General features: G+C 44.9%; 29 protein-coding genes, 1 pseudogene and 1 riboswitch. Of the genes and pseudogenes, 20 read left to right on the top strand and 10 right to left on the bottom strand.

What is annotated here, in order from left to right; all coding sequences use genetic code 11:
• The first annotated feature begins 110 nt into the window (after positions 1-110).
• From J7E35_RS00290 to J7E35_RS00270, 5 genes are all read left to right on the top strand, one after another.
• On the top strand, positions 111-1,220 hold the full coding sequence (locus J7E35_RS00290) for an HD-GYP domain-containing protein (RefSeq protein ID WP_214776224.1): 1,110 nt from the start codon (positions 111-113) through the stop codon (positions 1,218-1,220).
• Positions 1,221-1,321: 101 nt separating this feature from the next.
• Positions 1,322-2,080 (top strand): sporulation protein YunB, encoded by a 759-nt coding sequence (gene yunB / locus J7E35_RS00285; protein WP_214776223.1) that lies wholly within the window; start codon positions 1,322-1,324, stop codon positions 2,078-2,080.
• Positions 2,081-2,146: 66 nt separating this feature from the next.
• Positions 2,147-2,330, top strand: a riboswitch (Lysine riboswitch).
• A gap of 143 nt (positions 2,331-2,473) precedes the next feature.
• Positions 2,474-4,060 carry a Na+/H+ antiporter NhaC family protein gene (locus J7E35_RS00280; RefSeq protein ID WP_214776222.1) on the top strand — a complete coding sequence of 529 codons (1,587 nt, stop codon included), beginning with the start codon at positions 2,474-2,476 and terminating at the stop codon, positions 4,058-4,060.
• 249 nt (positions 4,061-4,309) lie between these two features.
• Positions 4,310-5,821, top strand: a complete 1,512-nt coding sequence (locus tag J7E35_RS00275; RefSeq protein ID WP_214776221.1) for a sodium-dependent transporter — start codon at positions 4,310-4,312, stop codon at positions 5,819-5,821.
• The gene (locus tag J7E35_RS00270) at positions 5,821-5,922 is read left to right on the top strand and encodes a methionine/alanine import family NSS transporter small subunit (RefSeq protein ID WP_192470140.1); all 102 of its coding nucleotides are present in this window, start codon (positions 5,821-5,823) and stop codon (positions 5,920-5,922) included. The genes J7E35_RS00275 and J7E35_RS00270 overlap by 1 nt, the downstream gene beginning before the upstream one ends.
• Positions 5,923-5,962: 40 nt before the next feature.
• On the opposite strand, the gene J7E35_RS00265 is transcribed toward J7E35_RS00270, so the two are convergent.
• Complete coding sequence (locus J7E35_RS00265) at positions 5,963-6,961, bottom strand: M23 family metallopeptidase (protein ID WP_353050318.1); 999 nt, start codon at positions 6,959-6,961, stop codon at positions 5,963-5,965.
• Positions 6,962-7,210: 249 nt separating this feature from the next.
• Here J7E35_RS00265 and J7E35_RS00260 point away from each other — a divergent pair, with 249 nt between their 5' ends.
• Together J7E35_RS00260 and lipA are read left to right on the top strand one after the other, a co-directional pair.
• Positions 7,211-7,372, top strand: coding sequence for a hypothetical protein (locus tag J7E35_RS00260; RefSeq protein WP_214776220.1), 162 nt, complete (start codon positions 7,211-7,213; stop codon positions 7,370-7,372).
• The gene (gene lipA / locus J7E35_RS00255) at positions 7,341-8,255 is read left to right on the top strand and encodes a lipoyl synthase (protein ID WP_214776219.1); all 915 of its coding nucleotides are present in this window, start codon (positions 7,341-7,343) and stop codon (positions 8,253-8,255) included. The genes J7E35_RS00260 and lipA overlap by 32 nt, the downstream gene beginning before the upstream one ends.
• 111 nt (positions 8,256-8,366) lie before the next feature.
• Here lipA and J7E35_RS00250 read toward each other — a convergent pair whose 3' ends face one another.
• A complete protein-coding gene (locus tag J7E35_RS00250) occupies positions 8,367-9,065 on the bottom strand; it encodes a YhcN/YlaJ family sporulation lipoprotein (RefSeq protein WP_214776218.1) in 699 nt (232 codons plus the stop codon).
• A gap of 134 nt (positions 9,066-9,199) precedes the next feature.
• On the opposite strand from J7E35_RS00250, the gene J7E35_RS00245 reads away from it, so the two are divergent.
• Entirely contained in the window at positions 9,200-9,490 is a 291-nt protein-coding gene (locus tag J7E35_RS00245; RefSeq protein ID WP_214776217.1) for a YutD family protein, read from the top strand.
• A 285-nt stretch (positions 9,491-9,775) separates the two neighbouring features.
• Here J7E35_RS00245 and J7E35_RS00240 read toward each other — a convergent pair whose 3' ends face one another.
• The 3 genes and pseudogenes from J7E35_RS00240 to glpX form a co-directional block, all read right to left on the bottom strand.
• A complete protein-coding gene (locus tag J7E35_RS00240; RefSeq protein WP_214738950.1) occupies positions 9,776-10,063 on the bottom strand; it encodes a cytosolic protein in 288 nt (95 codons plus the stop codon).
• A 78-nt stretch (positions 10,064-10,141) separates the two neighbouring features.
• Entirely contained in the window at positions 10,142-10,408 is a 267-nt protein-coding gene (locus J7E35_RS00235) for a DUF3055 domain-containing protein (RefSeq protein ID WP_214776216.1), read from the bottom strand.
• A gap of 28 nt (positions 10,409-10,436) precedes the next feature.
• A pseudogene (gene glpX / locus J7E35_RS00230) lies at positions 10,437-11,406 on the bottom strand (class II fructose-bisphosphatase).
• 650 nt (positions 11,407-12,056) lie between these two features.
• On the opposite strand from glpX, the gene J7E35_RS00225 reads away from it, so the two are divergent.
• From J7E35_RS00225 to J7E35_RS00215, 3 genes are all read left to right on the top strand, one after another.
• A complete protein-coding gene (locus J7E35_RS00225) occupies positions 12,057-13,292 on the top strand; it encodes an EAL domain-containing protein (RefSeq protein ID WP_251009769.1) in 1,236 nt (411 codons plus the stop codon).
• Between the two features lie 21 nt (positions 13,293-13,313).
• Complete coding sequence (locus J7E35_RS00220; protein WP_214776214.1) at positions 13,314-13,751, top strand: DUF86 domain-containing protein; 438 nt, start codon at positions 13,314-13,316, stop codon at positions 13,749-13,751.
• Positions 13,752-13,912: 161 nt separating this feature from the next.
• Entirely contained in the window at positions 13,913-14,677 is a 765-nt protein-coding gene (locus tag J7E35_RS00215; RefSeq protein WP_214776213.1) for a TIGR01457 family HAD-type hydrolase, read from the top strand.
• A gap of 201 nt (positions 14,678-14,878) precedes the next feature.
• On the opposite strand, the gene J7E35_RS00210 is transcribed toward J7E35_RS00215, so the two are convergent.
• Positions 14,879-15,361 (bottom strand): phosphatidylglycerophosphatase A family protein, encoded by a 483-nt coding sequence (locus tag J7E35_RS00210; protein ID WP_483297205.1) that lies wholly within the window; start codon positions 15,359-15,361, stop codon positions 14,879-14,881.
• Between the two features lie 243 nt (positions 15,362-15,604).
• On the opposite strand from J7E35_RS00210, the gene yutH reads away from it, so the two are divergent.
• The 5 genes from yutH to thrB all read left to right on the top strand — a co-directional run bounded on the left by yutH (position 15,605) and on the right by thrB (position 21,169).
• Positions 15,605-16,612 carry a spore coat putative kinase YutH gene (yutH, locus tag J7E35_RS00205; RefSeq protein ID WP_214776212.1) on the top strand — a complete coding sequence of 336 codons (1,008 nt, stop codon included), beginning with the start codon at positions 15,605-15,607 and terminating at the stop codon, positions 16,610-16,612.
• A gap of 83 nt (positions 16,613-16,695) precedes the next feature.
• Positions 16,696-17,673, top strand: a complete 978-nt coding sequence (locus J7E35_RS00200) for a 2-hydroxyacid dehydrogenase (protein WP_214776380.1) — start codon at positions 16,696-16,698, stop codon at positions 17,671-17,673.
• A 207-nt stretch (positions 17,674-17,880) separates the two neighbouring features.
• Positions 17,881-19,176 (top strand): homoserine dehydrogenase, encoded by a 1,296-nt coding sequence (locus J7E35_RS00195; protein ID WP_214776211.1) that lies wholly within the window; start codon positions 17,881-17,883, stop codon positions 19,174-19,176.
• Positions 19,176-20,237 (top strand): threonine synthase, encoded by a 1,062-nt coding sequence (gene thrC / locus J7E35_RS00190; protein WP_214776210.1) that lies wholly within the window; start codon positions 19,176-19,178, stop codon positions 20,235-20,237. Before J7E35_RS00195 ends, thrC begins: the two co-directional genes overlap by 1 nt.
• Complete coding sequence (gene thrB, locus J7E35_RS00185; protein WP_214776209.1) at positions 20,234-21,169, top strand: homoserine kinase; 936 nt, start codon at positions 20,234-20,236, stop codon at positions 21,167-21,169. Before thrC ends, thrB begins: the two co-directional genes overlap by 4 nt.
• An 86-nt stretch (positions 21,170-21,255) precedes the next feature.
• On the opposite strand, the gene J7E35_RS00180 is transcribed toward thrB, so the two are convergent.
• Positions 21,256-21,492, bottom strand: a complete 237-nt coding sequence (locus tag J7E35_RS00180; protein ID WP_041966137.1) for a NifU family protein — start codon at positions 21,490-21,492, stop codon at positions 21,256-21,258.
• 151 nt (positions 21,493-21,643) lie between these two features.
• On the opposite strand from J7E35_RS00180, the gene J7E35_RS00175 reads away from it, so the two are divergent.
• On the top strand, positions 21,644-21,970 hold the full coding sequence (locus J7E35_RS00175) for a YuzD family protein (protein WP_214738960.1): 327 nt from the start codon (positions 21,644-21,646) through the stop codon (positions 21,968-21,970).
• 270 nt (positions 21,971-22,240) lie between these two features.
• On the opposite strand, the gene J7E35_RS00170 is transcribed toward J7E35_RS00175, so the two are convergent.
• Positions 22,241-23,308 (bottom strand): NAD(P)/FAD-dependent oxidoreductase, encoded by a 1,068-nt coding sequence (locus J7E35_RS00170; RefSeq protein WP_214776208.1) that lies wholly within the window; start codon positions 23,306-23,308, stop codon positions 22,241-22,243.
• 247 nt (positions 23,309-23,555) lie between these two features.
• Between J7E35_RS00170 and J7E35_RS00165 the strand changes: the two genes are divergently transcribed.
• The gene (locus J7E35_RS00165) at positions 23,556-23,795 is read left to right on the top strand and encodes a YuzB family protein (RefSeq protein WP_192470158.1); all 240 of its coding nucleotides are present in this window, start codon (positions 23,556-23,558) and stop codon (positions 23,793-23,795) included.
• 65 nt (positions 23,796-23,860) lie between these two features.
• Here the strand turns inward: J7E35_RS00165 and J7E35_RS00160 are convergent, their stop codons facing one another.
• Positions 23,861-24,556 (bottom strand): DUF2225 domain-containing protein, encoded by a 696-nt coding sequence (locus tag J7E35_RS00160; protein ID WP_214776207.1) that lies wholly within the window; start codon positions 24,554-24,556, stop codon positions 23,861-23,863.
• A 188-nt stretch (positions 24,557-24,744) separates the two neighbouring features.
• Here J7E35_RS00160 and J7E35_RS00155 point away from each other — a divergent pair, with 188 nt between their 5' ends.
• Both J7E35_RS00155 and J7E35_RS00150 read left to right on the top strand, forming a co-directional pair.
• Positions 24,745-24,924, top strand: coding sequence for a hypothetical protein (locus tag J7E35_RS00155; protein ID WP_214776206.1), 180 nt, complete (start codon positions 24,745-24,747; stop codon positions 24,922-24,924).
• A 33-nt stretch (positions 24,925-24,957) separates the two neighbouring features.
• A complete protein-coding gene (locus J7E35_RS00150) occupies positions 24,958-25,320 on the top strand; it encodes a HesB/IscA family protein (RefSeq protein WP_192470160.1) in 363 nt (120 codons plus the stop codon).
• Positions 25,321-25,518: 198 nt separating this feature from the next.
• On the opposite strand, the gene J7E35_RS00145 is transcribed toward J7E35_RS00150, so the two are convergent.
• Entirely contained in the window at positions 25,519-26,514 is a 996-nt protein-coding gene (locus J7E35_RS00145; protein WP_214776205.1) for an NAD(P)/FAD-dependent oxidoreductase, read from the bottom strand.
• Positions 26,515-26,789: the final 275 nt, after the last annotated feature.

Below are 26,789 nucleotides of genomic sequence, written 5' to 3'. Positions count from 1 at the left end.
TTGTGATAGAATATAAGGAAATATTGTCGTTTTATGTAAAATTTTCTTTTTTTTCGAAAGTTATCGGCGGAATTAGCCAACACCAACTAACAGATAAAGTGGGAATAGACATGAGACTCGTAGCCACCACATCGGTAGAGGAAGGGGCTTTACTCGGGAAAGCCATCTATAATGACAAGGGCCAAATCCTGCTTAATGTGGGTGCGCGGCTCGAGCGGAAGATTCTGAATCGGCTTGAAGAGTTTGGGATTGATTATATTTATATAAAGGATCCTGATACTGAAGATATTATCGTGAAAAATTCGATATCAGATGACCTGCGGATCAATGCGGTCATGACGATAGGTGAAACGTTCAAGCAGATTCAGCTGGATTCAAAGATATCGCAAACCTTCGTACTCGAAAAATCGGCGAGGAAATTCAAGAAGCTGGTTGTTGCTTTGCTTGATGAACTGAACAACAGCAAGGAGCTTTTAAACCTGCTTTCTGATGTATTCATTCATGACCATTATATCTTTTCGCATTCCCTGAATGTAACACTCTACGCTCTTGCGATTGGAATAGAAATGAAACTGCCCCCAAAGGAATTGGAACAGCTTGGGCTGGGAGCAATTTTGCATGATGTTGGGAAAATGAAAGTGCCTGAGGACATTTTATCGAAGCCAGGCAAGCTGACTGCGGAAGAGTTCCAGATTATTAAGGCCCATGCAGAGGATGGCTTTGAGCTTCTAAGGAATATCCCGACTGTTTCGCTGATTGTCGCCCATTGTGCATACCAGCATCATGAACGATTGAATGGTGCCGGGTATCCCCGTGGATTGAAAGAGGATGAAATCCACTTATTCGGTAAAATACTTGGTGTGGCAGATGTGTTTGATGCGGTTACGTCCAATCGTGTTTACAGACCTGCCATGCTGCCGCATGAAGGACTTGAAATACTTTATTCAGGCTCAGGCAGCCTGTTTGATCCGAAAGTGGTCGACGCCTTCCGAAGGGCTGTGGCGATCTATCCGGTCGGTTTGACAGTCATCCTGAGTGATGGACGCAAGGGAGTTGTGGCCGAACAGAATCCCGGCTTGAGTGAGCGGCCTGTTGTCCGCATTTTGGAGGAAAGCGGCCGAAAAATCACGCCGTATAATCTTGATTTACAATCACATCTATCTTTAATGATTGTCAGCTGCGATACGATCATTAAATATGATTACGCTAATAATCATTGATTTAAGTTTGCTGATTGGATAGTCCAAGCAGTATTAGAACAAGTTTTTAGGCTAGTTCCCCCCTTTGAAGCATACATATAGCTTTAGAGGGGGGATTTGTTTTGGCAAAATTCGGCCGGCGGCTGCCTCGGAAAGGGCCCTTGCCTTTCAGGTATGTATTCCTGCTGACATTCGTCTTTTTTTCCTTTTCAACAGCAGGAGGATTGTGGATTATAGATAAAGGGCTCGAGCCCACATTGATGAAGTACGCAGAATCCCAGACAAGGAAGATTGCCACCTTGGTGATCAACAAGGCCATCAATAAAAAAATCGCCAGCGGGATGGATATTGATAAGGTCATAGAATTCGTCCCTGTCGATGGCGGAACGACCACTGTAGTGAAATTCAATACTGAAATCATCAACAGGGTAAAAGCAGAAACGACTAATATTGTGCAAATGAACCTGAAGGAAGCGGAAAGAGGGAATCTCACCTCGCTTGAGATGCTATCTGATGTCGAGCTTGTTACCGACGAAGAAGACAGGGAAGCTGGGATCATCTATTATGTTCCTTTGGGCCAGGCCACCAATAATGCACTACTAGGCAATATGGGGCCGAGAGTTCCAGTGAAATTCAATGCGATTGGCGATGTGACAGCCGATGTCGTGTGGGAGACAGAAGAACATGGAATCAACAATACACTGATCAATGTTTCGGTCAGAGTCAAAGTAAACGTACAGATCATCATTCCTTTCGCGACCGAAATTGCGACTGTGCAGGAAAATATTCCAATTGGCAGCTTCTACTACCCAGGAAAAGTTCCCCAGTTCTACAATGGCGGCGGAGATACATCACCAGCCATCCAGCTTCCTGGAGAATAAAAACAGTTGTCAAATTAACGATATTGTTATATTATAAAATCAATTGAATAATAAACCACATCATTCCGATGGGGTAGAGGCGCAGGGTTCATGAGTAAGCTGTGTGAGGATGACAACGTTGATCACAGCTCAAAGGGAATTTTGCCGAAGCAATAATAAGTGAGTCACATTTTTTATTGCTGGGGATACTTTGAACAAGAGTATCACTGTCATTATGGAGATAAATCCATAATGGGGAGCTACAGATCGTGATGGAGACACTAGTTGCTTATTAAGGGCAGCGATAGAATGTTCTCTATCGTTGCCCTTTTTTGTATTTTTTTAAAAGAAAGTAACTAAACTCTTTTCATGTAAAAGTTTCCCCCTGTCAAAAACAAGGAGGAGAAAGAAAGAATGGAAAACACAATTTTTTCATTGCTGCCGCCATTAGTGGCAATCTTAATGGTAGTAATCACAAGGCGAGTGCTGTTGTCCTTGGGGACCGGCATCGTCGCAGCTGCTTTTTTGCTGGCTGACTTTAATATCGCAGAAACATTTGCTATTATGTGGGACGCGGCTAAAGGAATCGTTGTCGCTGATGGGGAATTGAACACATATAGCCTGTACATCATCCTTTTCTTATTATTATTGGGTACAATCACTGCGTTCATTTCCATTTCAGGCGGTAGCCGTGCGTTCGGCGAATGGGCGATGAAGCGTGTGAAAACAAGAGTCGGAGCACAGCTTGTCGGCGCATTTTTGGGAGTAATAATTTTCATTGATGATTATTTCAATGCTCTGGCAGTCGGCCAAATTACACGTCCGATCACAGACCGACAGAAAGTTTCACGTGCCAAGCTTGCTTATATCATCGATTCAACCTCAGCGCCTATGTGTGTCATCTCACCGATTTCCAGCTGGGGTGCATACATCATTGCTTTGATCGGTACAATCCTTGCTGCCCACGGTGTTAATGAATATAGTGCGTTCTCAGGATTCATGCAAATTGTGCCAATGAACTTCTACGCACTTGCAGCATTAGCAATGGTCTTTATCGTAGCTCTTCGAAACATCGAAATTGGACCTATGAAAAAGCATGAAGAGCGTGCAATCATGGAAGGAATTGTCGTTCCTCAGGACAAGCCTGTACCTGGCGAACTGAAGGATGACCTGCCTACAAGCACAAAAGGGACAGTTGGAGACCTTGTATGGCCGATTGTTGCCCTTGTTGCTGGAACAGTTGGCATGATGCTTTGGACTGGCGCAAGCGCTGTTGAAGGTGAAGTAACCATTTTCGGTATTTTTGAAAATACAGATGTTACTAAGTCTCTCGTAACTGGCGGATTGCTTGGCCTTGCTGTCGCGTTGATTCTCTTTGTGAGACAGGCAGTTGTCTTAAAAGGCGTCAATGCCAGTGTATTTGGAAAAGGAATGGTTGAGGGCATTAAATCCATGCTTCCGGCTATTTATATTCTGATCTTCGCATGGGTCATTGTTGATTTGATTGGAAGACTTGAAACTGGCAAATATCTTGCTGGTATTGTTGAAAGCTCGAATATCAATATCTCATTTCTGCCGTTCCTGCTATTCCTAGTAGCTGGAATCATGGCTTTCTCAACAGGAACTTCATGGGGATCATTCGGCATCCTGCTGCCAATTGCAGGGGATATCGCAGCTGCAGCTGATATCACCATGATGCTGCCAGCGTTGGCGGCTGTATTGGCGGGTGCGGTTTTTGGTGACCACTGTTCACCAATCTCCGATACGACGATCCTGTCATCCACTGGGGCTGGCTCACATCACTTAGACCATGTCATGACCCAGCTTCCGTACGCTTTGATTTCTGCGGCGATTTCATCTGTCGGATTCCTGATCATTGGTTTCACTGGAAGCACGGTGGGTGCACTTGCAGCTGTGGCAATTTTGCTTATTGCTTTTGCTTTCATTTTCGGAAGCAGGACAACCCAGGAAGAAGTGCTAAAAGAAAATCTAGCAGAATAATGTTATGGCTGTCTGACTCTCAGACAGCCTTTTTCATATTTTTAAGAAAGGGGGAATAGAATCCTAATTAATAGGGTGTTTTGGTATAGTTGGGAAATTATTTTGAAAAAAATTTTATTATGACTCAAATAATATTTTGACAAGCAATTAAAAACTAGCTATACTATTCCTAGACTAAATAATCTGAAAATATAAAACTTTCTAATTATCAACATTTTCCAGGTGATTAGAAGGTAAGGGGGATTAAAAATGGAAAATCGTCCACAGTGGGGATCGAGAGCAGGATTTATTCTTGCCGCAGTAGGGTCGGCAGTAGGGTTGGGAAATATTTGGCGTTTCCCGGGAGTAGCTTATGAAAATGGCGGGGGAGCATTCTTCTTCCCATACTTGTTTGCACTTCTGACAGCTGGTATTCCAATTTTGATATTGGAATTCACGATTGGCCATAAATACCGTGGTTCTGCACCATTAAGCTACTTCAGGATGCGTAAAGGTGCCGAGTGGATTGGCTGGTGGCAGCTTGCCGTTTCTTTTGTCATCTCGACTTATTATGCAGTAATTATCGCATGGGCTATGTCTTACGCTTATTTCTCGCTAAGCAAGCAATGGGGAGACGACCCGCTGACTTTCCTTGTCGGTGACTATTTAAAAGTAGTTGACGCTGGCCAGGTTGGAAGTATCGTACCTGGTGTATTCCTTCCATTGGTCATTGTCTGGGTCATCACTCTTGGTATTTTGTTCAAGGGAGTAAAGAAAGGTATTGAAGTTGCGAACAAGGTTTTTATTCCTGCACTTGTTATTTTATTCTTTGTGATTGTCGTTCGCGCTTTAACTCTGGATGGAGCAATCGATGGCGTCAACGCATTCTTCAAGCCAGACTGGAGCCAGATCTTTAATGGTAAAGTATGGGTTGCGGCATATGGACAGATTTTCTTCAGTTTATCCATTGCATTTGCAATTATGATCACATATTCAAGTTATCTTCCTAAGAAATCTGATATTACAAACAACGCATTCATTACCGCTTTTGCTAACTCTTCTTTTGAGTTGCTTGCTGGTATCGGAGTATTCGCAGCATTGGGCTTCATGGCCATGCAGTCAGGTCAGCCAATTGACCAAGTAGTAAGCAAAGGTGTAATCCTTGCATTCGCAGTATTCCCGCAGATCATCAATGAATTGCCGGCGTTCAGTGCGGCATTCGGAGTACTGTTCTTCGTAAGCTTGACACTGGCAGGACTTTCTTCATTGATTTCAATCGTTGAAACTTATGTTGCCGGTGTACAGGATAAATTCAATGTTTCCCGTACAAAGGCTGTTGCAATCGGCGGCGGTTTGTCTGCCTTGATCTCCATCCTGTTCGCGACACAGGGCGGCTTGAATTTCCTTGATACAGCGGATGCCTTCATCAATAACTATGGTGTTGCTCTAGCTGGTCTGGTAGAAGTAGTCTTCATTGTATGGGTAGCAAAAGAACTGAACAACTTGCAAAACCATGCTGATGCCATCTCTGATATTCGCCTTGGCAGCTGGTGGGTCATTTCTTTGAAATACATCACTCCAATCGTTCTGGGTATCATGATGGTCATGAACATCATGACAGATATTAAAACTAGCTATGGCGGTTATCCGGTTATGTTCAACGTCTACTTCGGATGGTTTGTCGCAATCGGTGCGATTTTAGTCGGGTTTATTTTTGCAAAAGCAAAGAAGTGGGATGCAGCACTTTATGAAGTTCCACAAGACAAGGGGGTTTCTAAATAATGGATGCTAGCGCATTAGCAATGATGGTTGTGGGTATGGTCATTATTTGGGGAGGACTTGCAGCGAGTGTTTTGTATGCTGTCAAGAAAGCCCGTTCATAAAATGGAAAGGCCAACCGAAATGGTTGGCCTTTTTGAATGCTTACTTTTTCTTGAGCCTTGCCCTCTCCTGCCTTGCCCATGATTTAAGATGTGGGTATGGGTCAAAGGACCATTCAGTATATCCATTGTCCTTGTACATGCCATAATGCAGGTGGGGAGGGAATTTTCCGCTAGTTCCTGGAGGGCCATACCCCGAGCTGCCGACACCGCCAATGACTGTGCCTGGTTCGACGATTTGCCCAACTTTAAGGTCTTTCGCGAAACCGCTCAAGTGGGCATAGTAATGATAGGTATTATTGATATCTCGGATTCCGACACGCCATCCGCCATACTTGTTCCAGCCTTTCATTTCCACGATGCCATACCCTGTCGCACGTACAGGCACTCCATAGCCAGCAAAAATATCTGTTCCTTCATGGATCCTTCTGCCACCCCAGCCGCGGGCGTCACCCCAGGTATTGTTATAGCTGTGATTGCTTCTTAGTGGCATAGGAAAGGCATGAGTATCAAGGTCTAAACGTCCAAAATGCTTGTAAATCATCGCTTTTCCAATAATGATACCAACAGTTTTATCACGCTTATAGTAGTTCCACAGCCCAATTTTTAAGTTTTCATGGTCTGTACCATATGAAAGCAAGTATTGGGCAAAAGCCTGGAGTACGTCCTCGTCATCCCTCAAACTTGCTTTGCCATCACCATTCCCATCAAACCCAATTCCATTGAAAAATTGAATGGAAACGGGATTGTCATCTTCAACATCAGGGTTCAGGAGTCCTGCCCATTCTTCCGGCTTAAAATAAATCCCGGCTATTCCTTCCGCCTTTGGTAAATCTTTTCTTGCCTGGCGGACATTCCGCTCATATTGGTCCACCGCAGCAATGTAGTACCAGGGAATCTGGCTGACCGCTTCAACTTTTGTATAGAGTTCCATTCTTTTTTTGTAAACATCTTCTTGATCCTGCTCAGCTGCATATGCATTATCATTTAACAGGACCGGGGAAAGTAAAAAAAGAACGATAACTGCTTTAAGGAATTTCACCGTAATCCTCCCTTCAGGATATGGATCCCGTTAATTTCCAGCGCCAGCGCTTCATTTTGATAAAAGCCAGCGCATCCGCTTTTTTTTGTCTAGCTCCAGCGCCTAGCCCCTCGAGACGCTTCGGTCCGCCCAATGAAGTCAAAGAACATCTTCACCGTCGGCCCTCCAGCGCATGGGGGGCTGACCAAGGCGCATCCGCTTTTCTTGTTATAGTTTGCGATGATGGGGATTTTTCATAAATATCAAATAATGGTAATCGCAAAGCTATCGTACTTGTCGATAGTTTTTCATTGTGTTAAAGTGACATCAGAAGCTGTATACCGGCCTGTATTTTTACATGGTGTTCTTGATGTAATGCAGCAGGAATGGAGTGAAAATAATGAGCAAAAAAGAGGTACAGAGAAAGCCTGACTGGCTGAAAATAAAGTTAAATACGAATGAAAACTATACTGGCTTAAAAAAGATGATGCGCGAGAAAAATTTACATACTGTTTGTGAAGAAGCCAAATGTCCAAACATACACGAGTGCTGGGCTGTTAGACGGACGGCTACCTTCATGATCCTCGGGGATGTATGTACGCGTGCATGCCGTTTTTGTGCTGTAAAAACGGGCCTTCCAACTGAGCTTGACTGGCAGGAGCCAGAAAGAGTGGCGGAATCCGTGACACTTATGAATCTGAAGCATGTCGTCGTAACGGCTGTTGCCCGTGATGACCTGAAGGATGGGGGAGCAGCTGTTTTTGCCGAGACGGTTAGAGCAATCCGCGAGAAAAATCCGTTCACCTCAATTGAAGTATTGCCTTCAGATATGGGCGGAGTTGAGGAGAACCTGAAAACACTTATGGATGCACGTCCAGATATCCTGAACCATAACATCGAAACTGTTAGAAGCCTGACGCCAAGAATCCGTGCCCGCGCAACTTACGAGCGTTCACTGGAGTTTTTGCGCCGTGCAAAAGAAATGCAGCCAGATATTCCTACGAAATCCAGCATCATGGTTGGACTGGGTGAAACCAAGGAAGAGTTAATTGAAGCGATGGACGATTTACGTGCCAACAATGTGGACATTCTTACGCTTGGTCAATACCTGCAGCCTTCCAAGAAGCATCTTGAGGTTCAAAAATACTATCATCCTGATGAGTTTGCCGAGCTTAGGGAATTAGCGCTCAAGAAAGGCTTCAGCCATTGTGAAGCTGGTCCTCTTGTCCGTTCATCCTACCATGCCGACGAACAGGTCAACTCTGCAGCAAAGCACAGACAGCAGCTTGCGGAGCAGGAAGCCCAGCAGGCGTAATTGAAAAGCGCAAGCGTCTTGGTCAGCCCTTACAAGCGCTGGAGCTAGACACTAATATTCGTTTTTTGAAAACCTAAAAAAGAGTTCAGCATCCATGCTGAACTCTTTTCATTATTTTCCTTGTTGCATCTGTCTAGAAAGATCGTCTTTGTCCGTTTCTTCGTTCAATTCACCCTTGGCTTCGCCATTCGCATTTTCACCAGTGCTCATATCGCGGCCTTGAGGAGATTTAAGCATTTGTTTAACCACTCCATCAACTAACTCATCGACATCACGGTTATCGGTATCAAGTGAAGCAAAGTTTTCGACTTCATTGCGCAGAGTGGTATCATCTGATACGTACACATGGAACCAGCGCGGTACGACTGACATTGCCATACGCTTCACCTGGTCAGCTGTCTCGTTGCGATTTTGAGAATCTGTTGCGTATACAATCAGCACTTCTTCATCCGTCACGAGTGTAGATACATCATCCACATTTTGGGCCATCAAGCTAAATCTGCTGATCATGTCCGCAATTTGCTCGCGGTCGATTGCCTGGTATGCGTTTTGCCCATTATCGGCGCCCATCACTCCTGTTCTTTGATGGCGCACATACCCGAAGTCCTCGCTTCTGTTTTGCATTCCTTTGCGTCCACCTTCATTGTATAAGTCTGGACGCTGATCGTTTACATTCAGTGTGTTACCGCTTTGCTGGTAGATTCCAGCTCCGCCATCACGGCCTGCTGGTGACGCGTTATCGTCACCGCCTGCACAACCCGTCATAGCCACGGTTCCCCAGATGCCAAGAGCCATTAATGCTTTTTTCAATTAAAAACACCCCCTAATCATTAGAATGGCTCTGAAATTATTTTTTTTGCTTAGTAATTGATGGGGAATAAGTTATAATTAAGAAAAGCTAAGGATAAAGACAGATTGTTACGGAAAAAGAGGTGGACCTACCGATGATTTGCATCAATAATCTATGCTATGAAATAGTGGATGAAAGCAGGGACGGCTTTAATGAGGAAGCCTTTCGCGCCAGATACAGCGAGATATTGACGAAATACGACTATATTGTTGGGGACTGGGGGTACGGACAGCTTCGGTTAAGAGGCTTTTTCGATGATCAAAACCAGAAGTCAACTTTCGATACGAAAATCAGTACCGTCAGCGAGTACTTATATGAGTATTGCAATTTTGGCTGTGCCTATTTCGTCGTCAAGAAGGTCGCGAAACAAGCCCAGGATATATAAAGAAAGAATGAAAAAATGCTCCAATCAACATGATTGGAGCATTTCTTGTGGTTAAGGAATTTATAAAAGTTATTGAGTTGTGGATAACTCTCTGAAGTTTTCTTAATCCAGCTCCAGCGCCTAGCCCCTCGAGTCGCTTCGGTCCTGCCAATGAAGTCAAAGAACGACTTCACTGTCAGGCCCTCCGAGGCACATGATGCTAGACCCGCCAGCCACAGGACGTGGCGTCATAGGCGGGCAGCGCTTGTCGGGGCTTAACGAGGCGCTTGCGCTTTCTGTTCGTTCTTATAAATCGCTATACGGCGGCTGTTCACTTTCATTCGGGTCATCATGGGTTGGGTGGGCGCCCGCTTCTTTCCGTGGAGTTCCCTGATGAAGGGACTTGAACTCATAGTTGAAGTTACTGTAGGACCGCTGCCCTTCACGCCACGGCGTGCTTTTGCCTTCTACAGGTTCATCTTTCCTGAACGGTGAACCATATGGACCTTCTGGATAGTCTTCAGCCGTTACATAGTTGCGCTGCTTTTCTACATTCGAAAAATCAGAGTACTTTTCACTGTCTTCCTTGCTCATAGAACTCACCTTCTTTTGCTTGATATGTTTTTAGTATTTCTTACTAAAGACAAATCAAACAAACAGTTCGTTCCAAAGTTAAAGAATTGGCCGCAGGAAAGAGCGAAGTTCCTCTGCGTCTTCTTCAGAAAGATTGTAAGCAAATTCGAGATACCCTTCTTCATCGAGATCATCCTGGCCGAGGATGGCAAATCGGCTTCCCTGGATATCCATCACGATGCTTTTGCCATAATATCGGCCAGTCTGCATAATGGCAAGATCAAAGCGCTGGTTCTCGCCTACAAAGCTTACATAACGCGTTTTTGTTTCTTCGGTTTCATCGTATAAAAAAAATTGTTCAGTCATCGTGATCCTCCTAGATATGTAATTCCTGCTAAACCATCACTAAATGCGGCTTATGTTCAAGATGATGGTGTGCTGTGATGTAACGGACTGTCTTGGTTTTTGAACGCATAACAATGGAGTGGGTTTCAACAAGATCTCCGCCAAGGAAGCGAACTCCGTCGAGCAATTCACCGCTCGAAACGCCTGTCGCAGCAAAAATCGCATCGTCTCCGGAAACAAGGTCATCAAGCATCAGCAATTGTCTTGGATCCTTCAATCCCATTGCGATGCAGCGCTCTTCTTCCTCAATCGTCTGCGGAACTAGCCTTGCCTGCATATCGCCGCCAAGAGCTTTAATGGCTGCCGCCGAGATGACTCCCTCAGGCGCACCGCCTGTTCCTACAAAAAGGTCGACACCTGTATGGGGCAGGGCGGTCGCAATCGACAACACCTACATCGCCATCGCCGAACAGCTTCACTCTGGCGCCTTTTTGCCTGACACGTTCAATAAGGTCATCATGGCGGTCACGTTCCTGAATGATGACCGTTAAATCCTGGATTCGTTTATTGTTGGCTTCGGCTACGATTTCGATCGTCTTCTCAATTGGGTCATCAAGACTGATTTTGCCAGCTGCACTTTTGCCGACCGCGATTTTTTGCATGTACATGTCTGGTGCATGAAGAAGGGTGCCTTTATCTGCGACCGCTATTACGGCCATTGCATTATTATGACCCTTGGCGACGATATTCGTCCCTTCCAGCGGGTCCACCGCAATGTCGACTTTTGGGCCCATCCTAGTGCCAAGCCTTTCACCTATATAAAGCATTGGAGCCTCATCCAATTCCCCTTCACCAATGACGACAATCCCATCCATATTGACTGAATCGAACATTCTGCGCATGGCCGTTGTGGCTGCATCATCCGCTTCATTTTTCTTGCCGCGGCCCATCCACTGTGCAGATGCCAGCGCAGCAGCCTCCGTAACCCTTACAATTTCAAGTGCCAATTCGCGTTCCAAATGATTCTCCTCCATTATCGACAGCATCTCACTCAACAACAATCTTACCAGAAAAATCCCGATTTCTGAATTTTTCAGAGGATTTTTTGTCATTTTACATGGCAAGTTCAAATCCTGACAGCTATGGCTGGTTATGAGGAAAAGCTGTCAAAAGAAAGCCCAACTTAAGACAGGTTTGGTGTGAAAAGGGGAAAAGCTGTCAAGAAAAAACCGTAATCGTGACAGGTTTGAAAGGAAAAGAGGAAAAGCTGTCAAGAAAAAGCCGTAATCGTGACAGGTTTGAAAGGAAAGCAGTAAAAGCTGTCAAGAAAAAGCCGTAATCGTGACAGGTTTGAAAGGAAAGCAGTAAAAGCTGTCAAGAAAAAGCCGTAATCGTGACAGGTTTGAAAGGAAACCAGGAAAACCTGTCAAGATCATCCTGGACTCACATCAGCTTTAAATAAAACAACAATACACCCCACCCTTTACCCACATTTGCACTATAAAAAAGAAGTAAAAATATTTCGAAATAACTCTCTAGTAAAAAAGGTCTAATTTAGCTAAATATGGTACAATTAAGAAAAAGTTCTAGCGATCTTCTGAGAGGATTGAAACCTATGGCCCGCCGTGTTACTAGCATATTAGACAACCTGCTTGGTTGGGGGAAAATAATGTTGCCTCATTCATCAATTTGTTATTACCCTCCGCAGTTCATTTTGAGGGATCCTGTCGTATCTGGGGTGAAGAAGGCTTTTAATAATGGATTTGAAGTTGCTGTTATCGCATACACGATCAAGAATCATCAGGACCTTGCTTCACAGCTTGGTGAGGAGAACTGGAAGTTTCATCAGTCTTTGAAACGGCATTTCAAAGCGGTGATCGAAAAGGAAATCGATAAAGAGGACATGATTGTCCTGCATGATTACTTTAGCGACAGCCTGAGCCTGTTCATGCGGATTGACCATAACAGGTACTGTATCTCCGAAATCGATGCGAAAATGAAGAAAATCCTCAGAGAAGCGGAAAGCAGGATTTTCCTTGAGCACCCTACTGTCCAGCCTGCCTTTGATACCGGATTTATTTTTATCGATAAATCGGTTGGTTCCATTCATGGTGCTGTCTTAAAGGCACACCAGCAAGCTTTTGCGATGGCCGAGAAACGAATCCAAACTGAATTCAATGAAATGGTCTATGAAATGAGAAGAATTATTGCGGAGCAAAATATCAAGCTTTTAGCGCAGCCTATCATAGACGTCGCCACAAAGGAAATCCGCGCCTGGGAGATGCTGACCAGAGGGCCTGAGGGAACGGAGCTTGAGAGTCCATTGCAGCTATTTTCCGTTGCCCGGCAGACAAATATGCTGTATGACCTGGAAATGATTGTGCTGAGAAAAACGCTTGAGCAAATCACGTCGACTGGCTGCCGTGATGATATTTTCATTAATTTCACGCCGATTACCCTCGGGAATTCCAGATTCATCCGGGACCTGAAAAATCTGATGCAATCATTTGAAAGCATCCAGCCGAATCAGATCACGTTGGAAATCACCGAGAGGGACTCGATTGAGGGAATCGAGAATTTTATTTATAATATAAAGGTCTTAAGAGGAATGGGAATCAAAATAGCGGTTGATGATACTGGAGCAGGATATGCCAGCTTGAATACGATCAGTGAAATCATGCCAGATGTCATTAAGATCGACCGTTCCGTCATCGAGAATATTGATAAGAACTCTGTTAAGGAGTCGATGCTGAAAGGTCTGCTGCTTGTTGCCAGGGAAGCAGGGTCCACCGTCATTGCCGAAGGGATCGAAAATGAACACGAAGCATCTGTTCTCTCTAGGAATAAAGTAGAACTGGCACAGGGGTATTTTTATGCCCGCCCCGGATTACTGAAAACCGTCTAGCATCTTATGAGGTGATATGGAATGTACTTTGTCGACAGGGAACAAATTGAAGAAACATTGCAGTTTTTAGACAGGCAAATCGACTTTTTCGAAAGCAATGGGCCATGGGAAACGCCAATGGAAAAATCAGCCCTCGAGCGTTCAGCGCATACGATGATTGAAGCTGTTCTCGATGTGGGAAACGCGATGATTGATGGCTTCATCATGCGCGACCCGGGAAGCTATGAAGACATCATTGATATTTTGGATGATGAAAAAGTGGTTACGAAGGAAATGAGCGCAGGATTGAAAAAAATCGTCCTTTTTCGGAAGATGCTTGTCCAGCAGTACACTGCCGTGGACCATGCCAGCCTGATTGAAAACTTCAAATCTGAGCTTCCTCATCTCAAGCTTTTTTCGGAAAAAGTGAGAGAGTACCTTACGAATGAACTAGGACCGGTTTCCGCTTTTAAAAAGTAAATATGACAGAAGAGACCGTTATATTGCGGTCTCTTTTATGTTTATTGTCCTTTGAAAGGTGAACAGTGAGCTTTGTCCTTTGCACTTGCTGCCTGGCTTTTATAAAATAGGAGTATTCGTTTTTAAACAAGATGGGAACGATATAATTAGGAGTGATCACCATGAAAAAGTATAAAGGTTATTTAATTGATTTAGATGGAACAATGTATCGAGGTTCAGAGCGCATCGAAGCCGCTTCTGATTTTATAAAAAGGCTGATTGAAGCTGAAATCCCGTATTTATTTGTAACGAATAATTCATCACGCACACCGTCACAGGTGGCGGAAAAGCTCCGTGGCTTTGATATCCCAACGACTGAGGAGCAAGTTTTCACGACAAGCCAGGCAACGGCCAACTATATTTATGAGCAAAAAAATGATGCGACGGTATATGTGATTGGTGAAGAGGGAATCCAGACGGCAATCCAGGAAAAGGGATTGAAATTTGCCGGAGAAGATGCTGATTTCGTTGTTTCCGGAATCGACCGCGGCATTACATATGAAAAGCTGGCTGTAGGCTGTCTTGCGGTCAGGAACGGGGCAACCTTCATTTCGACAAATGGGGACATTGCCATTCCGACTGAACGAGGCTTGCTTCCGGGGAACGGTTCGCTGACTTCCGTAATTGCTGTTTCTACACAAACAGATCCAATTTTTATTGGAAAGCCGGAATCAGTGATCATGGAACAGGCTTTAAAGGTACTTGGTACAAAGAAAGAGGAGACTCTTATGGTCGGGGATTACTATGATACCGACATCCTTGCAGGCATGAGGGCAGGGATGGACACACTCCTCGTCCACACAGGGGTAACAACGAAGGAACTTCTTAAAGGGTATCAAGAAATGCCAACCTATACAGTGGATTCGCTGGACGATTGGGAAGTATGAAAAAAAAGGGACTTGAGCCGTATTCGGTATCAAGTCCCTTTTTAAAAATTATAAAGTTAACTTTTTATACTAGGACTACTGTCTAGCTCCAGCGCCTAGCCCCTCGAGTCGCTTCGGTCCGCCCAATGAAGTCAAAGAACGACTTCACCGGTCGGCCCTCCAGCGGTTGTCGGGGCTGACCAAGGCGCTTGCGCTTTTCATTTAATCCTCTACATTCGCCGCTCGGTGCGCCAGTCGGCTTGATGCTGCTGCCGCAACAGCCCCCACGATATCATCGAGGAAAGTATGGCATTTTCCGGATGCTTCCTTGTCATTAAGCTTTTCCAGAATGCCTGGTTTCGCTTTATCAATGAATCCATAATTCGTGAAACCGATCGATCCATATATATTTACGATTGAAAATGCGAGGATTTCATCGACGCCGTACAAACTTTCGTCTGTTTCAATAATTGATTGCAGCGGTTCGCCAAGCTTCTTTTGCTCTGCGAGGATATCCAGCTGGATTCCTGTCAAAATCGCATTCTGAACCTCACGTTTGGAGAGGACTCGTTCTACGTTTTCGATACAGTCCTCCATTTGCAGGTTCGGGTGGTACTTTTCCTGCAGGAAATAGACGAGATTGGCGATATCTTCTATTTCAACCCCACGTTCATGGAGCCACTTTCGGGCAGTTTCCTCTGTCATATGGATGGCGCGTTTCTTTTCTAACATCTGCATCACCTTTCTATTTTTGATTGCAGCATACTCATACTCAATACTCATTATCCTATTTAACCTAAAATATTCCGCTTAATCCGTTTTAGTGAAAGAATTCATTCCTTTAAATCATTTCCTTAATGGAGCCGCTTATTCATTATAAAGTTCAATCAAGTTTTACAATCCAATACATATATTTGTAAAAGAGTGGCTTGGAAATGAGGTGCTAATATGTTTCAAAAGATGTTAAAAGAAGTATATGGGATTTCGGCAGATTCAGAAGTATCTCTTGGAAGATATCATGGATATAAGCATAATGAAGGGCTTTATCTGATTATGGACGCTAATGGGGCGAAAGAGCAAGAGATAAGCGAGCTGGCGAGGATTGCTGAGCATATGCAGAAGTCTGGGGACCGTAATGTGTCGATGCTTCTTGCAGATAAGGAAGGAAAGCAAATTTGTGACTGGGAGGGCCGGAAATACTGCGTGTTATTGAACAGGGCCATCCCGATGCCAGGGAAAATGAAAACAGGCAGGAAATTGGCTAAATTTCATGCAAGAGGCCGGCAAATCCCCTTCAAGGTGGAAAGCATGAGCCGGGTGGGACAATGGAAACAGCTGTGGGAAAAGCGGCTCGACCAAATGGAGAAGGTTTGGAGCGGAAAGCTTTACACTGAACCGGAGAACGACTTTGAAAAAATGTTTATGGAATCTTTTCCATATTACATGGGGCTGTCTGAAAATGCCATTCAATATCTCGCTGATACAGAGATTGATGATAAGCCGACAAGGACTGACCATGGCACTGTCTGCCATGAGCGCTTTACTAACACGGTCTGGAGAGGAGACTATTTTGTCAAAAATCCTTTTGAATGGGTATTTGACCATGCAAGCCGGGACCTCGCTGAATGGGTCAGGGACCGTTATTTTGCCAATATCCAGACGAGTCAGCCGGAGATCAAGAACTTCCTGGCTGAGTACCAATCCCTGACGATGCTGTCGCCTTTTTCGTGGCGGCTGCTTTACGCCAGATTGCTATTCCCTCTCCATTATTATGAGACAGTTGAAAATTATTATATTACCCAATCGGAACAGACGAAACGCCAGCTCGAAGACCGGTTGCGGAAGTATTTGAATCAAAGCAGTGATCATGAGCGATTTTTGAGCCATTTTTATCAGCTTAGTGACGCACCTGTAAAAGCGGCAAAACTTCCGGGAGTCGATTGGCTATTAAGGTAACCGAGCTTTCCTCCTTAAGAAAGTGTGATTTTATGGTAGAATGAAGTTATTCTACAATATTAAACGCTTTCAAAAGGAGTTAGATTATGAAGCCGTATGTTTATATCACCAGGAAATTGCCTGAAGAAACGATTGCTGATCTCACTGAGCTTTTTGAGGTGAAAATGTGGGATCATGAAGATATCCCTGCCCCAAGGGAAGTAATTTTAAAAGAAGCCCAAAGAGCCAGTGCTTTAATTACAATGCTTTCTGACAAAGTCGACGTGGAAGTGTTGTCTGCAGGAAAGAGTCTAAAAGTAGTCGCCAATCTGGCAGTTGGTTTTGACAATATTGACCTTGAAGCAGCCACAAAGCGCGGAATCATCGTGACGAACACGCCGGATGTGCTGACTGAGACAACAGCAGACCTTACTTTTGCTTTGTTGATGGCTTCAGCCAGGCGGATTGTTGAAGCAGCGGAATATATAAAGGATGGCAAGTGGGGTGGCTGGAGCCCGTACCTGCTTGCCGGGCATGATGTGTTTGGAAAGACTATCGGGATTGTCGGCATGGGTAAAATTGGTGAAGCAGTCGCACGCAGGGCTAAAGGCTTTGGCATGGAAATCCTTTACCACAACCGCTCCCGCAAACACGAAGCTGAAAAAGAATTGGGCGCTGTCTACAGTTCTCTCGAAGATCTTACAGCAAAATCTGATTTTGTTGTGTCTCTCGCTCCATTGACGCCGGAAACGAGAAATCTTTTTACAGCCGATGTCTTCGCAAAAATGAAACAAAACGCGATTTTCATTAATGCAGGCCGCGGGCCGGTTGTAGACGAGCAGGCATTATATGATGCACTTAAGAATGGTGAGATTGCAGGTGCAGGTCTCGATGTCTTTGAAAAAGAACCTATTTCCTCCGAGCATCCTTTACTCGAACTGCCAAACGTGACTGCGATCCCGCACATTGGCAGCGCAAGCACCGAAACGAGGACAACCATGATCAAGCTGTGCTGCACAAATGTGAAAGCGGTACTGACAGGAGACAGTCCGAAGACAATCGTCAATAAAGAAGTTCTCTAATACCTTCAAATCCTTCCCTTATAAACGGGAAGGATTTTTTTATCACAATCTTTAGAATTTTTTATTCTTACAGCACCATAGGGTTAAGCGTTTACACAGGAAAAGCATCCTAAATATTCCTTGTAAAAGCTGTTTTTGGTCTTTATAATGTCTACTATACAAATACAAGTGTACATTCAGTGTAGACATAAGAGAGGGGAAGAGAAAATGCAGGCAATCTCGGTTGGACTTCTAGGTTTAGGAACAGTAGGTTCAGGTGTGGTCAGGATTATTGAAAACCACCAGGATAAATTAATGCACCAGGTTGGGTGTCCCATTAAAGTCAAGAAAATCCTTGTTCAGGATGTTGAAAAAGAAAGATCGGTTAAAGTGGATCCTTCTCTCCTGACGGTGAATCCAGCAGATATTATGGAAGACCCGGAGATTGAGGTAGTCATCGAGGTGATGGGAGGCATTGAGGATACTCGGGAACATTTGCTACAGGCATTAAGGAGCAAAAAGAATATTGTGACGGCAAACAAGGATTTGATGGCTGTCCATGGTTCCGAGCTTTTAACAGTTGCCAATGAAAATGGCTGCGATCTCTTTTTTGAAGCGAGCGTCGCCGGAGGAATCCCGATTTTGCGAAGTCTGGTAGATGGTCTTGCATCTGACAGAATCACAAAGATGATGGGAATTGTGAATGGCACAACAAACTACATTTTAACGAAGATGAGCCAGGAGGGACTGGCATATGATAGCGTGTTAAAAGAAGCACAGCAGCTTGGGTACGCGGAGTCAAACCCTGCATCTGACGTAGAAGGACTGGATGCGGCGCGGAAAATGGCGATCATGGCCACATTAGGGTTTTCGATGAAGATTGATCTGGATGATGTCAAATTCAAAGGAATAACTTCTGTAACCGAGGAAGACCTGCAATATGCGAAACAGCTGGGCTATACGATGAAACTGCTCGGCATCGCGGTTCGTGAAGGTGATAAAGTAGAGGTTTGTGTAGAGCCGGCACTGCTGCCTTCATCGCACCCGCTTGCATCTGTCAATAATGAATACAATGCGGTATATGTCTATGGAGAAGCAGTTGGGGAGACCATGTTTTACGGTCCTGGAGCTGGAAGCTTGCCAACCGCCACTGCAGTGGTCTCGGACCTTGTTGGCGTCGTCAAAAATATGCGCCTTGGAGTAAATGGCAATTCTTTTGTCACTCCGCAGTATGAGAAGCAGCTGAAGGATGATGGAGAAGTGAATTCAAAGTACTTCCTGCGTCTCCATGTTCATGACGAAGTGGGTGTATTCTCGGAAATCACCTCTCTATTCGCGAGCCATGGCGTCAGCTTTGAAAAAATCCTCCAGATGCCTTTGAAGGAAAAGGAACTTGCGGAAATTGTGGTCGTTACACATCAGGCTTCTTTGAGGGATTACCAGAATATTTTAATGGAACTGCGTGACCTGAGGGTTGTGAAGGACGTCAAAAGTTCATACAGGGTCGAAGGAAGTGTCAGCTAATGAGATGGCGAGGTCTTTTGAGTGAATATCGTGAATACTTGCCGGTCAATGATGAAACACCATTGCTCACTCTCCATGAAGGCAATACCCCGCTGATCAGGCTCGACCAGCTGTCAGAGGAGTGGGGTATCGAACTATATGTAAAGGTAGAAGGAGTAAATCCTACCGGCTCATTCAAAGATAGAGGGATGGTCATGGCAGTCGCCAAGGCCAAGGAGGCAGGCAGTGACACTGTCATATGCGCCTCCACAGGCAATACTTCCGCCTCCGCGGCAGCTTATGCGGCAAGGGCCGGGTTAAGGGCCATCATCGTTATCCCTGATGGAAAAATCGCAATGGGTAAACTCGCCCAGGCGGTGATGTATGGCGCAAGCATCGTTTCGATTGAAGGAAACTTTGATGAAGCATTGAAAATGGTCAGGGCGATCAGTGAAACAGAACCTGTGACCCTCGTAAATTCAGTCAACCCTTACCGACTTGAGGGGCAAAAAACAGCTGCCTTTGAAATTTGTGACCAGCTAGGCGGCGCACCTGATATCCTCGCGATTCCAGTAGGAAATGCCGGGAATATTAGTGCCTATTGGAAAGGCTTCAAAGAATACGATGCCAGTAAGCGCACTGGTTTGCCGCGGATGTTCGGTTTTGAGGCGGAAGGGGCAGCCGCAATTGTCAAGGGGCAGCCGATTGAACAGCCGGAGACGATTGCGACGGCAATCCGCATTGGCAACCCGGCAAGCTGGGATCTCGCCGTTTCAGCCCGTGATGAATCTGAAGGAAAAATCGATTTCGTCTCAGATGACGAAATACTACAAGCATACAGCAAACTGGCGAGCACTGAAGGGATTTTCGCTGAGCCAGGATCCTGCGCATCGCTTGCCGGTATCCATAAGCTTTTACAACGGGGCGAAATACCGCAAGGCTCCCGAATCGTTGCTGTGCTTACCGGAAATGGTTTGAAGGACCCTTCAACAGCGATTGACATCAGCTCGATTTCGCCGGTGCTGCTTCCAAATGACGAGAGCATCGTCAGTGACTATATCAGAGGAGTGGTCCGGCAATGAAGGGAGTCGAGGAGCCATTAGCTGCCGGGGTAGGCAGAGGAAGAGCTTTATGTGTAAAAGTTCCGGCCAGCTCAGCGAACCTGGGCCCTGGTTTTGACTCCCTCGGCGTCGCTTTGAATCTCTATATGGAAGTTCAAGCTGAAATAAGCGGAAAATGGGCGGTTGTTCCCTTATCCGATTCCTTAACAGGTTTTCCTGGTGATGAACAAAATTTTATTTGCCAGATTGCGATCAAAACGGCTGAGATGTACAAGCAAGAAATGCCTTCGCTCCATATCTCAGTGAAAAGCGAGATTCCGCTTGCGAGGGGACTTGGTTCCAGCGCAGCAGCCATCGTCGCTGGAGTCGAACTGGCCAATGAATTTTGCGGTTTGCAATTGACACGTTATGAAAAATTGGCGGTCGCTTCCGGGTTTGAAGGCCACCCTGACAATGCAGGAGCGAGTCTGTTCGGAGGCGTCGTAGTAGGCAGTCAAATTGGAGATGAGGTTGATTTAACCGTTCTCGACCAGATACAGTTTGACCCAGTGCTGGTCGTCCCTAAACAGGAGCTGCTGACAGAAGCTTCACGTGATGTCCTCCCGGCTGTGATGGAATTTCAGCGAAGTGTCCAGGCAAGTGCTGTTGCTAACCAGCTGCTTGCTGCACTGATGACTCAAAATTGGGCTCTCGCAGGCAGGATGATGGGAGCTGATTTATTCCATCAGCCGTATAGGAAAGCACTTGTGCCATTTTATGAAGAAGTTTATGTAAAAGTAATTCAATCAGGAGCATTCGGCGCAGCACTGAGCGGGGCGGGGCCATCACTCCTCTGCCTGGCACAGCCCGGAAAAGGGGAAGAAGTTGCAGACAAACTGAGGCATCATCTAACGGGGATGGAAATTTTCAGCCTGCAGATTGATCAAGAAGGCTGCAGGTCATCATTTAGGTGATGATTATTTGAATCTGTTTTTAAAAAAGAGCCTTAAAAAAAAGCGGTTTTGCCATCCACAGGCAAAACCGCTTTATTATTGGTTAATTAGAATACCTGTTCAACCTCAACAACACCAGGTACTTCTTCTAAAAGTGCGCGTTCAATTCCAGCCTTAAGCGTGATTGTGGAGCTCGGGCAGCTTCCGCATGCACCAAGCAGGCGAAGTTTAACAATGCCATCCTCAATATCAACTAGTTCACAGTCTCCGCCATCGCGAAGAAGGAATGGGCGCAATTTATCTAATACTTCCTGTACTTGCTCAAACATTTGCTGTTCAGTCATGCAAATCGACTCCTTTCATAATACTTATTATAATCTTATCGGCCGGAAAAATCTATCCAATAAACTGAAAAACCAGTGAACACAGTTTTTTCCTTATGCATCTATTTCATCGTATAGTAAAATAAAAGAAAATAACAGGGGGTAATTGATAATGGAACGTAAAGAGGTAGAAATCGTCGTTTACGGTGCAGAAGTGTTATGCCCAAGCTGTGTGAACCTGCCATCCTCAAAAGAAACATATGAATGGCTTGAAGCCGCGATCGGCCGCAAATACGCAGACCAGCCATTTAAAATTGTTTATGTTGATATCCACAACCCTCCAGCAGAGGAAGATAAAAAGGAATTTGCCGAAAAAGTAATCGAAGAAGACATGTTTTACCCTGTCGTCCTGCTCGAAGGCAAGATTGTGGGCGAAGGAAACCCGAAATTGAAAACAATTTACGCAGAATTAGAGAAATATGGGTACGTTCCGGCTTAATCTGTTAAAAGCATTCCGAAATGGGGTGTGCTTTTCTCTCTTTTTGAGAAGATTTATGATGAAAATCACGACTTCTTTAAGTAGCGAAAATCTTCTTTTTATAGCGACTTTTAAGATTATATAGCGGAAAAATGATTTTTATAGCGACTTTTAAGATTATATAGCGGAAATTTGATTTTTATAGCGAATTGGAAATTTTACTCGATTTTTACCAATTTTAAGTTTTCGTTTGAATTAAAAAACCGGGCACTTCGCCCGGTTCAAAAATGATCAACCATTATGATATTTATACATCCATAAAATACCTGACTTCAGCAAGCGTGCGACGCGGCCTGTTATCGGGCGTTCGGCGACAAGGCCGAAGCCGTGCTTTTTGCCGAGTGAACCGATGACGCCTTTCAGCTTGATCGGCGGGAATGATTCAGGCGGCTCTTCACCCTTCCAGCGTTTTTGCAGTACCTGGACGATTTGTTCTGCCTGGCCTTCAGCAAGCTGGGCGCTTGGTGCGTGTGGAAGGCTCGCGCAGTCTCCGACGATATATACATTTTCATAGCCTGGCAGATTATGTTGCAGTGTTACCATTGCCCGGCCCATGCTATCTTTCTCGACGTCCATCTCACGTACAAGTCGATTCGCCTGAATTCCGGCCGTCCATACGATCGCGTCGCAAACAATCGGTTCATCGTGGTTATAGAGTACATTTTTCTGTACTTCCGTGATATTCGCGTTGTTGATGATCTCAACATTATGATTATCGAACCAATTTTCGACATACGTGCTCAGGCGTTCAGAAAAGGCAGACAAGATATGGTTGCCGCGGTCAAAAAGTTTAATTTTCAGGTCTTTGCGGCTTTCAGCCAATTCACTTGCAAGCTCAACCCCGCTTAATCCAGCGCCGACGATTGAAACGGTGGAACCTGCTGGCAAATTGTTCAGTGCCTGATAGGTTGCGCGGGATTTTTCGATTGATTGGATACTGTATGTGAACTGGTCAGCTCCTGGAACATTATGATATTTATCTTCACAGCCAAGTCCGATAATAAGGTCATCAAATTGAACGGACTCATCTCCTTGCAGCTCAACCTTTTGATCCTCGAGATTGACGGCAGTGACTTCGGCAAATTTTAATTGAAGGCGGGGGTGCTCAGGAAAGGCTACCCGGATGTGCTGGTCTGAAATCGTACCTGCGGCCAGGGCATAGTATTCTGTTTTTAAACAGTGGTAAGGAACACGGTCAATCAGAGTGATCGATACATCTTCCGGCAGATCATTCGGCAGCAATTTATTAAGGACACGCATGCCGCCATAGCCGCCGCCTAGAATAACGAGATTTTTCATGTGAATTTCCCCTTTTTAACTCTTCGAAAGACAGTTAATGAAGTTTCTACAACTCGTTCTACAAAATCCGTAAACGGATACATTTTTCGAAATTATTCTGCAATATTTTTATGTTCAATAAATCACCATAAAAAGTATAACGAAATTGTGACAAAATAACAACAATTTTATGGATGCCGTAAGCCGGGGAAATTGACGATTTTCCTGAAAAAGGTTACGATTAAAAATTAGTAGAGAGGTGAAACAAATGATTAAGCCAATCATTGAATTTTGTATCAGCAATCTAGCGAGCGGTTCGCAAAAAGCCAGGGCGGAGCTGGAGAAGGATTACGATCTGGATGTCATTGAATACGGCTGCCTTGGTTACTGCGGAAAATGCGCCCAGTCCATGTTCGCGCTTGTAAACGGGGATCCGGTAGTGGGAGATACTCCTGAAGAGCTGGTAGAAAATATTTATAAATATTTGGACGAGAATCCGATGTTTTAATATAGAAATAGGCTGGCATGGTTTCGGACCATCGCCAGCCTTTTTTCATGTGAGCAGGGCAGGGCCTAGCTGCCCGAAACGACTTTATCTTCACGCATCTCCTGCCAGCGATCCTTTGCCAGCTGGATGATCTGCGGTTCAACTGACTGCCTCTGCTTTTCGATTACTTTTGAGAAAAAGCGGACTGCGTCCTGAGTAAGGCCAATCCTTCTTGAGAGTTCGCCAATCAGGTACATTAGCCGCAGCTCTGAAACTTGGGTTCCTTTATAGTCTCCGGTACTGTACGAATTAGTATATTCCTTAAGTGCGAGTTTTAAAAAGCGCAATTCCTGATCGAGGTTTTCGGTTGAGCGATACAGCCAGGCAAGTCTTATATACAACCCGGCGGAAACGATATGCTTCTCCTTTTTTAGCATCGAGCTGTAAGCTGCAAGTTTAAAAGTATTCAATGCATCCTGGCTTGTCCGCTCTGCACCATAGTCGTGCGGCACCCACTGATTGCAGATTTTATCCTGAATGACTTGTTTAGCGCCTGGCGGAAAATAACTGCTGAAGTCGTCGGTAAAGGAATAGCCACAGTCAGGACAGACATTGATATAGTAAAAGTTGGGGTTTTCAAAACCATCGGCATACAGAGGGGCAAAATCAGTATCAAAGCTGAGGACTTTAACAAAACGCGAGCGAACCTTCTTGGTAGTGAAGGAATTCTCGCACATTGCGCATGTGTACTTTTTATCATAGAGCGGTTCTATTTGAGTCATTTTCGTCACCTGCCCAATTCCCTATAGATTATGGGTATATTATACCAGTAAAATTGGTTTTCCGGTGGAAAAATATGAAGATCATTCTTTTTCGGCTTGATTGGTTGAGGATTGGAAAAATGCTGTATATACTATAAGAAAAGCGTAAGTGCCTTGGTCAGCCCCGACAAGCGCTGGAGGTCCGGCCGGTGAAGTCGTTCTTTGACTTCATTGGGCGGACCGAAATCGAAAAGTATAGCCGACTGTCCAGAAACGCAGAAACTGAAGACTCCGACAAAGAAGCGCTTTTTGCTTCTGCCGGCGGAGTTGAAGTTTCGGAGTTTCTAGGAGGTGACACTAGACAAGCGACTCGAGGGGCTAGGCGCTGAAGCTGGACAAATAGGGATCAAGGAGGTTTTATCGTGGACAATATTGTGATTCTTACTGAAGAAGCTGCATTGCAGGTTAAAGATATGATGAAACAAAACGAGACGGAAGACGCTTACCTTCGCGTTTCTGTAAAAGGCGGCGGCTGCAGCGGCCTTTCTTACGGCATGGGTTTCGCCCATGAAGTGGAAGAAGGCGACACTCAGCTGGAGCAGCATGGCATCAAAATCCTTGTTGATAAGGAAAGCGCACCAGTCCTGAACGGGACGAAGATCAGCTATAAGCAGTCTTTGATGGGCGGCGGCTTTACGATTGACAACCCGAACGCGATCGCATCATGCGGCTGTGGTTCTAGTTTCAAAACGGCAACTCGTGAAGGAACACCTGAAGAGTGTTAAACAAAAAGCAAGGTCCACATTCGGACCTTGCTTTTTTAGCACAAAGAGAAATATAAACTTTCACACTTAGATTAGTGTCTAGCTCCAGCGCCTAGCCCCTCGAGTCGCTTCGGTCCTGCCAATGAAGTCAAAGAACGACTTCACTGTCAGGGCCTCCAGCGCTTGTCGGGGCTGACCAAGGCGCTTGCGCATTTCAATTTATTTAAACATCGATGAACTGTGAAGCGGCTGTGTCTTCGCTTTTGGATCCATATAGGATTTTGCGTTGTTGACAGCTGTCGGAGCTTCACCGAATCCTGTTGCGATCAGCTTGACTTTCCCTTCATATGTGCAGATGTCGCCTGCAGCATAAACGCCCGGGATATTCGTCTCCATTTTCGAGTTGACGACGATAGAGTTCTTTTCGATTTCAAGGCCCCATTCCTTGATTGGTCCAAGAGATGAAACGAATCCGAAGTTACAGATGACTGCGTCAACGTCAACGGCTACAGTATCATCGCTATTTGCGTCCTTAAGAACAATTTGGCTGATTGCATTGCCATCGCCAATAAGCTCTGTTGGCACATAAGGAGTCTTGATATCAACCTTTGAGTTTTGCAGGTTCTCAACACTGTGCTCATGGGCGCGGAACTTATCGCGGCGGTGGACGATGGTTACTTGTTCAGCGATTGGCTCAAGCATTAATGCCCAGTCAACGGCTGAATCCCCACCGCCTAATACGGCAACCTTTTGGCCAGCGAATTGATTTAAGTCGTCGATAAAATAGTGCAGGTTTTTGCCTTCATATTGGGCAGCGCTTTCAAGTTCAAGTCTGCGAGGCTGGAATGCACCGTTTCCTGCTGTAATGATGACTGTTTTTGTATAATGAACTTCTTTATCAGTAGTAAGCTTAATTGTTCCATCTTCCAGTTTTTCCAACTTTTCAACTGACTGCTCAAGAGCAGTAGCAGGCTCGAATTTCGCCATTTGCTCCTTCAGGTTGTTGATCAGCTCCTGGGCACGGACTTTTGGAAAACCGGCAACATCATATATGTACTTTTCAGGATAAAGTGCTGACAATTGCCCGCCTAATTGTGGCAAACTTTCAATAATCTTTACAGATGCTTGTCTCATTCCGCCGTAGAAAGCAGTGAACAGACCAGCAGGCCCCCCGCCGATAATCGTGATGTCATAAACTTTTTGATCTTCTTTCACTCCATATCCCCCTCACATGTAGTAAAATTGCTCCAATTTTTATAATACCATAAAACAAAAAAATAAACTCCTAATCATAATAGAAGATTCCTTGTGGAACAATATATTTCATAGAAAAATCCCTTTTCATGACTAAAAAATAGTGAAATCAGACTATTTTCTGAATATTTCCAAGTTAACTCTATCGCTTGAAAATGCGGCGCAAAAAGAATAAGATGGATGGTAGGCAATAATGTTAAGATTTTGTGACATTTTTAGGACATTTTTTTGAACAC

It is taken from the genome of Bacillus sp. ISL-45 (assembly GCF_018613195.1).
In the GTDB taxonomy this organism is placed as follows: domain Bacteria; phylum Bacillota; class Bacilli; order Bacillales; family Cytobacillaceae; genus Mesobacillus.
This window is presented reverse-complemented; position numbering and strand designations above follow the sequence as displayed.